Genomic DNA, 12,576 nt, shown 5'->3' with positions numbered 1-12,576 from the left:
GGATGGGTGTCCGATTCCATCTTTCGATGGATGCCGTCGATGTAACCCCGCATAAGCTGGCAGAGTGCACCGCTCCCCGCTCACTCCCGTCTTCGCCGCGCTGCAGGTTGCCCTGCATGCGCTGATGGTGGCGTTGACGATCTACGTGATGGTCCGCGCGCTGGTTCCGGGCGGGCAGCACCGGATCGCGGTGGTGGTGTTTGCGGTGCTGTTCCTGCTCATCTATTTCGGCGGTGCGATGCTGCGCTCGCGGCCCGTCGCGGCGCGGGTGTGGCTCGGGGCGCTGACGGTGCTGTGGCTGGGGCTGGTGGCGTTGGCGCCGGAGGCGATCTATCTCGTCTTCGGTTTGTTCTTCCTGTATCTGCATCTGCTGCCGCGGTTCTGGGGCCTGATCGCGGTACTGGCCGCGACCGTCGTCTCGGTCGTCGGGTTCGCGTTGCACGAGGGGTGGACCGCGGGCGGAGTTATCGGACCGGTACTGGGCGCGGCCGTCGCGCTCGCGATCGGATTCGGGTACCGGGCGTTGTACCGGGAGGCCGCGGATCGCCAGCGGCTCATCGACGAATTGCTGGCCACCCGCGCCACCCTCGCCGAACGCGAGCGCACCGCCGGGAAACTGGCCGAGCGCCAGCGGCTGGCCCAGGAGATCCACGACACGGTGGCGCAGGGATTGTCCAGCATCCAGATGCTCCTGCACGCGGCCGAGGGGGTCGCGCCGGATCACCCCGCGTTGCAGAAGATTCGGCTCGCCCGCGAAACCGCCGCGGACAATCTCGCCGAAACCCGGCAATTGATCGGTGATCTCACTCCGGCGGCTCTGGAGGGACAGTCCCTGGCGGGTGCGCTCGAGCGAATCGCTCAACGGGCCAGTGCGCCGGGGCTGGACGCACACGTCCTGGTGGAGGGCGAGCCGGAGCGGTTGCCCATGCCGATCGAGGCGGCGCTGGTGCGGGTAGCGCAGGGGGCGGTATCCAATGTGGTGCGTCACGCCCACGCGCAACGGATGCGGATCACGCTCACCTACGGCGAGGACGGTGTGCACCTGGACGTGGTCGACGACGGAATCGGTATCGCCCCCGAGGTTTTCGCGCAGGGAACGTTCGGCCTGAACGCGATGCGCAGCCGCGTCGAACAGCAGGGCGGCAGTATGGATGTGGAATCCGAGTCCGGGCACACCGCGGTCACCGTCTCCTTCCCCTCCTCGGCGGCATGATGAATGCCATTGCCGGAGAGCGGATTCGGTTGCTGCTGGCCGACGATCACGCGATCGTGCGGGCCGGCCTGCGCGCCCTGCTCGATGCGGCGCGGGACGTCGAGGTGGCCGGTGAGGCGGCGACCGCCGAGGAGGCCGTATCTGCTTGTGCCGCAACACCTGTCGATCTGGTGCTGATGGATCTGCGGTTCGGTCCCGGGAAATCCGGTGTGGACGCCACGCTGGCGCTGCGCGCGCTGCCCGATCCGCCGAATGTTCTGGTGGTCACCAACTACGACACCGATGCCGACATCCTCGGGGCCATCGAGGCCGGGGCCTGCGGTTATATCCTCAAGGACACCCCGCCCGGGGATCTGCTGGCCGCGGTGCGCGCGGCGGCGGCGGGGGAGAGCGTGCTGTCGCCGTCGGTGGCCTCGCGGCTGATGACCCGCGTGCGCAAACCCGATACGACGTTGAGCCCCAGGGAGATCGAGGTGTTGCGGCTGGTCGCCGAGGGGCATTCCAATCGGGAGATCGGCCGCAGCCTGTTCCTGAGCGAGACCACCGTGAAATCCCATCTGGTGCACATCTATGCCAAGCTCGGGGTGAAATCCCGCACCTCCGCGGTGGCCCGCGCCCGTGAGCGCGGCGCGATCTGAGCGCTTCTCGCGCGGTTGCCGCACATGGCCGCCGCCCGCCCCTACGCTAGGACACATGGCCCTGACACTCGCTGATCCGAAGGTTCGTGAATTCCTCTCGCACGGCAGCCGCACCGGAAAGCTCGCCTTCACCGCCACCGACGGCCGTCCCGTGATCAACCCCGTCTGGTTCATCCTCGAGGGCGAGGAACTGGTCTTCAATACCGGTAAGGACACCGCCAAGGGGCGCGCGATCCTGCGCGACCCGCGCCTGGCCCTCTGCGTCGACCTCGAGGAGCCGCCGTTCGGGTACGTCCAGGTGCAGGGCGTGGCCGAGGTGTCCGAGGATCCGGCCGAGTTGTTGCGCACCGCGACCGCCATCGCCGGTCGCTATATGGGCGCGGAACGGGCCGAGGAGTTCGGCGCGCGCAACGGCGTACCCGGTGAACTGGTGGTCCGGCTGCGCCCGGCCAGGGTGCTGGGCGGCTTCGATATGACCGGGTAGCCGCGCTCGGCGATGCTCGATACGGTCACCGAAGTGTCCGCGACCGGAGATCAGGCGGTGATGGTGAACTCGACGGACCGATGTCGCTCGGCGACGAGTGTGGTGTGGGGTGCGTTCTCGGGTCGTGCACGGCCCGGGGCGCCGTATGGAGGTGCCCGGTGACACCGCGCGGTCCCGGTGACCAGCTCGACTACCGATTCACCCTGGCCAACGAGCGCACCTTTCTGGCCTGGATCCGGACCTCGCTGGGCCTGCTGGCCGGCGGCGTGGCGGTGCACACCCTCGTGCAGCCGTTCCATAATTCCGGATTTCGTCGGGTCATCGCGGTCAGCTGCATCGTGCTGGCCGTGATCGTGGCCGTCGGCGCATACCGGCATTGGCGCAATGTCGAGGACGCGATGCGTCGCGGCGAACCGCTCACCGGCACCGTCATGGTTCCGTTGCTGGCGGTGGGTATCGCGGTGGTGTCGGTGCTGGCGGCTGTCGCGGTACTGTTCGTATGACGCGGTGGACGGTCCGGTGAATGCCGACACCGGTATGGCCCGGGAGCGAACAGCGTTGTCCTGGCGTCGAACCGCCGTCGCGTCGATGGCCATCGCAGTGCTGTTCGTGAACCATGCGGTGGTCAGCGGTTGGCGCCACGCGGCCGCGGCCCCACTGGCCGCCGCTCTCATGCTGATCGTTCTCGCGGCCACGAGCCTTCAGCGCAGTCGTGCCCTGCGTCACGGCGAACGCGGCCCTTCTCGCACCGAAGTCCCCCTGACCGCGACGGTGGTCGTCCTGGTCTGCGCCGTCGCCCTCCTGATCAGCCTGGGCGCTCCGCCGCAGTAGCCGCTTCACCGAGTAGCCGACTACGACGGACATCGTCTGCGCCACGCCTGAAACCCTTGTCACGCAAGCAAAGTCGGCGACACTCTGTCAGCTTCCTCGCCCCCGAAGTCCCGTCAGCCGAAGATGGCGTCGATGGTGTCGGCGGTGATGATGCGTCGGCTCCAGGTTTCGAGGTCGGGGAGGGTGGCTTCGCGGACGGTGCGGCGAACCGTTTCGGAGAGGTCGCCGAATTTGATGGTGAGTTGATCGAGGAGGGTGTCTGCGCGCCCCTCCGCGCGGAGCATGTCGCCGGTTGTCATGGTGGCCTCCTGGGCTTCTGGTCCGAGTAGGTCGATTATCTGCGTTATTTGGTCGATGGGCGTGTCGGCAACCGTGATTATGTACGTCAGTATGGCGTTGAGGTCGTTGACGCCGTGTGGGCCCTCGAACATTGTGCCGAGCGGGGTGAGCATGAGTGCGAGGGTTTTGTCGAGGCAGGTGTGGCCGGGTGCCTCCTTTTGGAGGACGAGCATTGTCCCGATTATCGGGGTGAGTGGCCGCTGTAGGAGGGTCGGTAGGTCGATGGTTGTGAGGTCGTCGACCTGGTAGTGGAAATGCGGGAGGAAGTCGGCGACAGTGTCGGGGGTGGGGCCGGTGTCCAGGAGGTCCGCGATATTCAGTGCCGCATTCCAGTGGGTACTGGTGCGGGATGCGTAAATGACCAGCGGGATCACCACCGGTAGGTGAGTGGCCTCGGGATGCGTCCGGAGGTGGTGGTTCCAGATGTTGATCGTGTATTCGAGCATGCGCAGGGCCATGAAGTCGTCGACTGTGCTCTGGTGCTCGACCAGGACGTGGAGGTAGCCGTCGTGGCCGTCGATGCGGGCCTGGAAGAGGACGTCGCTGCGGCGGTCGCGCAACTCGGGGGAGACGAAGGTGTCCTTGCATACGCGGAGGGTGTCCCAATCCACTGCTGCGACAGTCTTTTCCGGTAGTACCGCGCGGAGTTCGGACGCGGCGTCGGCGGCGCGGGTGAAGGCGTGCCGGAAGAAGGCGTCGTGCGGATTCGACGGAATGGTCCCCATGAGCGCGAAGGTAGCGGTGAATTCGACAGATGTCGAACTTTGGTATTCATCGAAATAGGCTGTGCGAAAACATCTTTCGGTTATCTGGTCTTTGTCGAAACGGCTGGTTTCAGGGTGGTCTGTTTCAGAGTGATCGACTCTGGGAGAGGGTGCGTCGGCAGGGGTGTTGGCGCAGGTGTGACGTCGCACCTCCGGCAGGGCTGTGCGGGGTGGTAGCCGGTCGACCCCGGTGTTGTGGTCCGCCTACACTCGCCCGCATGACCGTGCATTTCATCGGGGCGGGCCCCGGGGCCGCCGACCTGCTGACGCTGCGTGCGCTGCGGTTGATCCGGGAGTCGCCGGTCTGTCTGTATGCCGGGACGTATCTCGATCCGGAGGTGTTGGCGCAGTGTTCGGCGGGGGCGGAACTCATCGATACCCAGGGGCTGGACCTGGATCAGATCATCGGGCACTGTGTGCGGGCCGATGCCGCGGGACGCGATGTGGCCCGGTTGTGCTCGGGGGACCCGTCCTTGTATTCCGCGCTCACCGAGCAGACTCGCCGTTTGGACGCGCACGGTATCGCCTGGGATGTCACACCGGGGGTGCCCGCGTACGCGGCGGCGGCCGCGGCGCTCGGGGCCGAGCTGACAGTTCCGGAGCTGGTGCAATCGGTGGTGCTCACCCGGACGCAGGCGCGCTCGACCGCTATGCCCGACTCCGAGGCGCTGGCCGGTTTCGCCCGCACCCGCGCCACCTTGGTGCTGCACCTGGCGATCACCCGGATCGGCCCGATCGCCGCGGAGTTGACCGCCGAATACGGGGCGGATTGCCCAGTGGCGGTGATCTATCGCGCGAGTCAGCCCGAACAGCTCGTGTTGCGCGGCACCCTCGCCGATATCGCCGATCGCGTGGCCGAGGCCGGGCTGCGGCAGGCCGCGGTGATTCTGGTCGGTGGCGCGGTGGGGGTCCCGGCGCAGTGCGCACAATCGCATCTGTACGACCCCGCCCGCGAACGGAGCGCGGCGATGTCACCGGGTGCGTCGGCCACGACGGAGGCGAGAGGTGGTGCGGTTCGGTTGTGAGAGTGCGGACGGCTATCGCCCGTATCACATGTGACCGGGGTCGAACCGCCGCGAGGTGGAATCGTGAGCGCTACCATCTCCCGACGAGATTTGATACGGGGACGAACACCGTGAGCTGAGCTGATGTTTCGCGGCTATGAACCTTTTTGGCCGTACACGGGATACGGACGGTAGATTGGTTCGGTGTTCATCAGTGAGGTTCGACGGAGGGCCGTGCCGTGGCCGGCGAGCGTGGTCGGGTCGATGTAACAAGATCGGCCCGAGCGACGGATAACTCCTTTGAACACGTATGTCTGATTGAGATTCGAAGTGAGCCCCGACCGCTGGACGCCATGCTGGGACAGATGTGCGTTCGCGTCGGTGTGCCATTGGGGAGCACTGCAGGGTGTTCCGGAAGTGAGGTTGCGGGTTGGACCGGCGGGAATTCGGCGGGAACGGCGAAACTGGCAGCGAGATTGCGGCCGCGCCGGACTCCGGGGAGGCGCTCTTCCCGTTGTCGCCGGCGCAGCTGGGTATCTGGTATGCCCAGCATCTGGACCCGCAGGTGCCGATTACGATCGCCCAGTACGTCGACCTGCACGGCGACCTGGATGTCGACGTGCTCGAGCGGGCCAGTATCGATGCCTCGCGTGAGCTCGGGTCGGGCTTCCTGCGCATCGTCGAGCGCAACGGCGAGCCCCTGCAGTGGATCGATCACTCCATCGCCGACTACGACAAGGTCACCTATGTGGACCTGCGCGACGAGGCAGATCCCGAGGCCGCCGCGCACGCCTGGATGCGCGCGGAGTACAGCCGCCCGCTGAATCCGACCACAGACCGGCTGATCGCGGTCGCGGCCCTGCAACTCGCCGACGACCACTGGTTCTGGTACTCCCGTGCCCACCACATCGCACTCGACGGCTTCGGCGCGATGACCAATCAGAAGCGCATCGCCGAGCTGTACACCGCGTATCTCGCCGGCGTCGAGCCGAAGCCGGCCAAGGCCGCGGATCTGCGCTCGCTGGTCGAATCCGAATTCGCGTACCGGGACAGCACCCGTTTCCAGTCCGACAAGGAGCACTGGGCGCAGCGGGTGGCCGGACTCGAGGAGGGCTCGAGCCTGACCGGCCGCTCGGCCCCGCCCGCACCGTTGAACGGCGTGGTGTCCGAGGCGCTGTCCGATGAGCGCGACGAACTGCTGGATACGGCCGTGCGCGGCCACGACTCCTCGCCCGCGGCCCTGCTCATCGCGGGTTTCGCGGCCTATCTGGCGCAGTGGACCGGCGCCGAGGACGTCATTCTGAGCCTGCCGGTGACCGCCCGCACCACCGCGCTGATGCGCCGCTCGGGCGGTGTGACTTCGAACATCGTGCCGCTGCGCCTGCACGTCGGCCACGAGACCACGGTCGCGGATCTGCTGCGTTCGGTGACCGTGGAGGTCTCCGGCGCGCTGCGGCACCAGCGCTACCGGCACGAGGACATCCGGCGGGACAGCGCGGGCGAGGGGGCCGCGGTCACCAAGGAGTTCTTCGGTCCCTGGGTCAACATCATGCTGTTCCAGGACGAGCTCGCCCTGGGCCCGCTGGTCGGGCAGCTGCATGTGCTCTCGACCGGATCCATCGAGGATCTGGGCGTCAACTTCTATCAGACCGAGGGCGGTGCGCGCTCGCGCATCGACTTCGAGACCAACCCGAACCTGTATTCGGAAGATCAAGCGCGACAGCATCATTCGCGTTTCATGGAGTTCTTCGACCGGTTCCTGGCGGCCGAGGCCGGGCAGCGGGTGTGGGCGCTGCCGATCACCACGGCCGTCGAACTGGACCGGACCCTCGTCGAATGGAACGAGTCCACACACGAGGTTCCCGAGACGACGCTCGCGGCGCTGCTGGACGAGCAGATGCGGCGCACCCCTTCGAACGTCGCGCTCGACTTCGAGGGCGATACGCTCACCTACGCCGAGTTCTCCGCTCGGGTCAACCGGCTCGCCCGGCACCTGATCGACGACGGTGTCGGCCCGGAATCGCTTGTGGCCCTTGGCATGCGGCGTTCGCTGGAACTGGTGATCGGCATGCACGCGGTGCTGCAGGCCGGTGGCGCCTACGTGCCGATCGATCCCGATCACCCGGCCGAGCGCACCGCCTACATCCTGGACTCCGCGGCACCGGTCTGCGTACTGACGGTTTCGGCCGACGAGGTGCGGTTGCCCGAATCGGTGCGGCAGATGCCGATCGACACCCTCGACGTGTCGGGGTACTCCGCCGACCCGATCACCGATGCGGATCGCCTTGCGCCACTGCGTGATTCGAACACCGCGTACGTCATCTACACCTCCGGCTCCACCGGCCGCCCGAAGGGCGTCGCGGTCACCCACCGGGCGATCGTCAACCAGCAGTTGTGGATGCTGGACCAGTACGGTTTCACCGCGTCGGACGTCTACCTGCAGAAGACCGCGACCACGTTCGACGTCTCGCTGTGGGGTTACTTCCTGCCGCTGCTGTCCGGTGCGAAACTGGTCGTCGCGACACCGGACGGACATCGCGACCCGGTCTACGTCGCGGAGATGATCCGCCGCCACGGCGTCACGGTCACCGACTTCGTGCCCTCGATGCTGACCGTGTTCGTCACCTCGGCCTCGCGGGCGGATTGTGCCACGCTGCGCGCGGTTTTCGTGATCGGCGAGGCGCTGCCGCCGGAGACCGCGGCGGGTTTCCGGGCGATCAGCGACGCCGGCCTGCACAACCTCTACGGTCCCACCGAGGCCGCGGTCTCGGTGACCCACCGGACCGCTGCCGACACCGACACCACGGTCGTGCCGATCGGCGTGCCCGAGTGGAACGTCGAAGTGTACGTATTGGATTCGCGGCTGCGCCCGGTCGCCATCGACGCGCCGGGCGAGTTGTACCTGGGTGGCCGGCAGCTGGCGCGCGAGTACCGCGGCCGGGCCGACCTGACCTCGGACCGGTTCGTCGCGAATCCGCACGGCGGGCCCGGCGAGCGCATGTACCGCACCGGCGACCTGGTGCGCTGGAACGCGGCCGGTGAGCTGGAATACATCGGCCGCACCGACTTCCAGGTGAAGTTCCGCGGTCAGCGCATCGAACTCGGTGAGATCGAGACCGATCTGCTCGCGCATCCGGCGGTGAGCCAGGCCGTCGTGCTGGTGGCCGACACCGCGACCGGCCAGCAGCTGGTCGGCTATGTCGTTGCCGCGCCGGGACTTTCGATCGATCCGGTCGAGCTGAGCAGATTCGCCGCCGAGCAGTTGCCCGCCTACATGGTGCCCGCGGCGATCATGGTGCTGGACGCATTCCCGCTCAACACCTCCGGCAAGCTGGATCGAAAAGCGTTGCCGGAGCCGGTGTTCAGCGTCGACGCGGCCGGATACCGCGCCCCGCGCACCCAGGCCGAGGAGATCGTCGCGGGGATCTTCGCCGACGTGCTGAGCCAGGACCGGGTCGGTGTCGACGACGACTTCTTCGAGCTCGGCGGCAACTCGCTGGTCGCGACCCAGGTGGTCTCGCGCATTTCCGCCGCCTTCGGCATCACCCTCGGAGTTCGGGCGCTGTTCGAGACGCCCACCGTCGCGGCGATCGCGGCTCGTGCCGAATCCGCCACGCCCGCACAGGTTTCCAGGCCGCCGCTGGTCGCCCAGCGGACCGGGGAGAACGGCGAGCCGGTGCCGTTGTCGCTGGCCCAGCAGCGGATGTGGTTCATCAACCAGTTCGATCCGACCGTCCCGACCTACAACCTGCCGTTCGTGGTGCGGTTGCGCGGCGCGGTCGACATCGACGCGCTGACCGCGGCGCTGCTGGATGTCATGACGCGGCAGCAGTCGCTGCGCACGTTGTTCCCCGAATCCCCCGACGGCGGCGGCTACCAGCAGGTGCTGCCGGTCGAGGAGATCGACCTCGGCATCGCGGTGCTGCCGATCGCCGAGGCCCGGCTGGCCGCCGCCCTGGCCGAGTTCGCGTCCACCGGTTTCGATGTGACCCGCGAGCTGCCGATCCGGGTGCGGGTCTACAAGGTCTCGGGCGGGTCCAGCGCGTCCGGCGCCGATTACGCGATGGCCTTCGTGGTGCATCACATCGCCGCGGACGGATTCTCGTTCGGTCCGCTGGCGCGCGATGTGACGGCCGCCTACCTGGCACGCGCGGCGGGCGAGCCGCCGGCGTGGGCCCCGCTTCCGGTGCAGTACACCGACTTCAGCGTGTGGCAGCGCGAGGTACTCGGTTCCGAGGACGATCCGGACTCGATGGCGGCCCGCGAAATCGCTTACTGGCAGGGCGCTTTGGCGGGCCTGCCCGATCAGCTCGACCTGCCGACCGATCGCCCGCGCCCGCCGGTGCAGAGTTTCCACGGCAGCCGGGTGACCTTCGAGATCGATCCGGACCTGCATATTCTGCTGTCGAGACTGGCTCGGGCGCAGGGTGTTTCGCTGTTCATGGTGCTGCACAGCGCGTTGGCGGTGTTGCTGGCGCGGCTGTCGGGCACCGAGGACATCGCGATCGGCACCCCGATCGCGGGTCGTGGCGAGCAGGCGCTGGACGATCTGATCGGCATGTTCGTCAACACCCTCGTCCTGCGCTCGCAGATCGACGGCGGCGAGACGTTCACCGAGCTGCTCGCACGCACGAGGGAAACCGATCTCGCCGGATTCGCGCACGCCGACGTCCCGTTCGAGCGGCTGGTCGAGGTGCTCAACCCGGCCCGCTCGCAGGCGCGGCATCCGCTGTTCCAGGTGATGCTCTCGTTCCAGGAGCTCTCGCACGCCACCATGGAGATGGACGGGCTCACGGTGACCGCCGATGAACTCGACGTCGACATCGCCAAATTCGATCTGCAGTGGACCCTGACCGAACAGCGCGGCGCGGACGGCTCCCCGGCCGGGGTTTCGGCGGTGATCTCCTACGCCACGGATCTGTTCGACGCCACCACCGTCGCCACGTTCGGTGATCGCTTCCTGCGGATGCTGCACGCGGTCGTCTCCGATCCCGCCCACCCGGTCGGGGATATCGAGCTGCTCGACAACGCCGAGCGCGCCCTGGTCCTGCGCGATCGCAACGCCACCGCCAGGCCGGTGCCGGCCGACGAGACGCTGGCCTCGCTGTTCGCCCGGCAGGCCGAACGCACCCCCGACGCCCCGGCGCTGACCTTCGAGCGGACGACGCTGACCTACGCCGAGTTCGCCGCGCGGGTGCACCGCCTGGCCCGGCATCTGACCGATCTGGGGGTCGGCCCGGATTCCCTCGTGGCGCTGGGTATGCGGCGTTCGATCGACCTGGTCGTCGGCATGTACGCGGTGACCGTGGCCGGCGGCGCGTACGTCCCGCTGGACCCGGACCATCCGGCCGAGCGCACCCGCTACGTCCTGGACACCGCACGTCCGGTGTGCGTGCTGAGCACCGTCGATGACGAATTCGAGGCCGGCACCGATATCGCGGTGCTGGAGATCGACCGGCTCGACCTGTCGGACTACTCCGACGCGCCGCTGACCGACGCGGATCGGCTCGCCCCGCTGCGTCCGTCGAATACCGCCTATGTGATCTTCACCTCCGGTTCGACCGGTCGACCGAAGGGTGTGGCGGTACCGCACGGGGCGATCGTGAACCGGCTGCTGTGGATGCAGCAGGAATGCCGCTTGGACGGCACCGATGCCGTCATGCAGAAGACCCCCGCCACCTTCGACGTGTCGGTGGGTGAGTTCTTCGGGTCATTGCTGTTCGGTGCCCGGCTGGTGGTCGCCAAGCCCGACGGACACCGCGATCCGGCGTATCTGATGCGGCTGATCATCCGCGAGCAGATCACCACGGTGCACTTCGTGCCGTCGATGCTCGCCATCTTCGTAGCCGAGATCGGCGCGGCCTCCGCCGACGAACTCGCCGGACTCGCCCTGCGACGGGTGTGGGCCTCCGGCGAGGCATTGCCCGCGGTGACCGCGCAGCGGCTGATCGAGCTGACCGGCGTGCGCATGTACAACCTGTACGGCCCGACCGAAGCCGCCGTGGAAGTCACCTATCACATGGTGAACGAGCTCGACACCGTCTCGGTGCCGATGGGCCGCCCGGTATTCAATACTGCTGTCTACGTTCTGGATTCGCGACTGCGGCCGGTTCCGGTAGGCGTCGCGGGTGAGTTGTATCTCGCGGGCGTGCAGCTCGCACGCGGCTACGTGACCCGGCCGGATCTGACCGTGGACCGTTTCGTGGCCGACCCGTTCGCGCTCGGCGCCGGCGGCGAGCGGATGTATCGCACGGGCGACCTGGTCAAGTGGACCGTCGCCGGTGAGCTGGAATATCTGGGTCGCACCGATTTCCAGGTGAAGCTGCGCGGTCTGCGCATCGAGCTGGGTGAGATCGAGTCCGCGCTGACAGCCATCGAGTCGGTCGGCCAGGCCGTGGTGATGGTACGCACCGACAGCCATCTGGGTGATCAGCTCGTCGGCTACCTCGTCGCCGCGTCCGGGCACGAGATCGATGTGGACGCCATGCGTGCCGAGCTGACCGAGGCACTGCCTGGATACATGGTGCCGCCGACGCTGGTGGTGCTCGATGCGCTGCCGCTCAACGCATCGGGCAAGCTGGACCGGCGCGCACTGCCCGCGCCGGTGTTCGAGGTACGCGATTTCCGCGCTCCCACAACGCCGATCGAGGAGATCGTCGCGCAGACCTTCGGCGAGGTGCTCGGCCTCGCCCGCGTCGGCGTCGACGACGATTTCTTCGATCTGGGCGGCAACTCGCTGGTCGCCACGCAGGTCGTCTCCCGCCTCGGCATCGCGCTGGACACCCGGGTGCCGGTGCGCATGCTGTTCGACGCGAGCACCGTGTCCGCCCTCGCGGCGCGGATCGAATCGCACGCCGGTGACGGCGGCCGCGAGGCACTGGTCGCCCGCGAGCGTCCCGAGCAGGTGCCGCTGTCGCTGGCACAACAGCGGATGTGGTTCCTGAACCGCTACGACACCGCCTCCTCGGTGAACAACATCCCGGTCGCCATCCGGCTGTCCGGCGAACTGGACGTCGCGGCACTGCAGGTCGCGGTCATCGACGTGATCGACCGGCACGAGTCGCTGCGCACGGTGTTCCCGGAAACCGGCAACGCGCCGGTGCAGGTGGTGCTGGACGCGGCCCAGATCGTGCCCGACCTGACTCCGATCCCGGTGACCGAGACCAACATCGTCGACCACCTGATCGAGCTGGCCTCGATGGCGTTCGACGTGACCAACGAAGTGCCTTTGCACGCAAGGCTTTTCGAGATCAGCGAGACCGAGTACGTGCTCGGTATGGTGGTGCACCACATCTCCGCCGAC

General features: G+C 67.6%; 8 protein-coding genes (1 of these 8 cut by a window edge). 7 read left to right on the top strand and 1 reads right to left on the bottom strand.

Features of this window, described 5'->3' with window-relative positions:
- The first annotated feature begins 64 nt into the window (after positions 1-64).
- The 5 genes from AC5WS7_RS22375 (at position 65) to AC5WS7_RS22355 (ending at position 3,166) form a co-directional block, all read left to right on the top strand.
- Complete coding sequence (locus AC5WS7_RS22375) at positions 65-1,213, top strand: sensor histidine kinase (RefSeq protein WP_495956517.1); 1,149 nt, start codon at positions 65-67, stop codon at positions 1,211-1,213.
- The gene (locus tag AC5WS7_RS22370) at positions 1,213-1,851 is read left to right on the top strand and encodes a LuxR C-terminal-related transcriptional regulator (RefSeq protein ID WP_495956803.1); all 639 of its coding nucleotides are present in this window, start codon (positions 1,213-1,215) and stop codon (positions 1,849-1,851) included. Before AC5WS7_RS22375 ends, AC5WS7_RS22370 begins: the two co-directional genes overlap by 1 nt.
- 55 nt (positions 1,852-1,906) lie before the next feature.
- On the top strand, positions 1,907-2,335 hold the full coding sequence (locus AC5WS7_RS22365; RefSeq protein WP_495956516.1) for a PPOX class F420-dependent oxidoreductase: 429 nt from the start codon (positions 1,907-1,909) through the stop codon (positions 2,333-2,335).
- A 158-nt stretch (positions 2,336-2,493) separates the two neighbouring features.
- On the top strand, positions 2,494-2,838 hold the full coding sequence (locus tag AC5WS7_RS22360; protein WP_495956515.1) for a YidH family protein: 345 nt from the start codon (positions 2,494-2,496) through the stop codon (positions 2,836-2,838).
- Positions 2,839-2,842: 4 nt separating this feature from the next.
- On the top strand, positions 2,843-3,166 hold the full coding sequence (locus AC5WS7_RS22355) for a DUF202 domain-containing protein (RefSeq protein ID WP_495956514.1): 324 nt from the start codon (positions 2,843-2,845) through the stop codon (positions 3,164-3,166).
- A 113-nt stretch (positions 3,167-3,279) separates the two neighbouring features.
- Here the strand turns inward: AC5WS7_RS22355 and AC5WS7_RS22350 are convergent, their stop codons facing one another.
- A complete protein-coding gene (locus AC5WS7_RS22350; protein ID WP_495956513.1) occupies positions 3,280-4,230 on the bottom strand; it encodes an Rpn family recombination-promoting nuclease/putative transposase in 951 nt (316 codons plus the stop codon).
- A 257-nt stretch (positions 4,231-4,487) separates the two neighbouring features.
- Here AC5WS7_RS22350 and cobM point away from each other — a divergent pair, with 257 nt between their 5' ends.
- Together cobM and AC5WS7_RS22340 are read left to right on the top strand one after the other, a co-directional pair.
- Positions 4,488-5,294, top strand: coding sequence for a precorrin-4 C(11)-methyltransferase (gene cobM, locus AC5WS7_RS22345; RefSeq protein ID WP_495956512.1), 807 nt, complete (start codon positions 4,488-4,490; stop codon positions 5,292-5,294).
- A 409-nt stretch (positions 5,295-5,703) separates the two neighbouring features.
- Positions 5,704-12,576 carry the 5' portion of a non-ribosomal peptide synthase/polyketide synthase gene (locus tag AC5WS7_RS22340; protein ID WP_495956511.1) on the top strand. It continues 43,428 nt past the right edge of the window, so only the first 6,873 of its 50,301 coding nucleotides appear in the window; the start codon lies at positions 5,704-5,706; its stop codon lies beyond the right edge, outside the window.

The sequence above is a fragment of the Nocardia sp. PLKS1-43 genome (genome assembly GCF_059510335.1).
The sequence above is the reverse complement of the archived record's forward strand: the minus strand, read 5'-3'. Positions and strand labels throughout refer to the sequence as shown.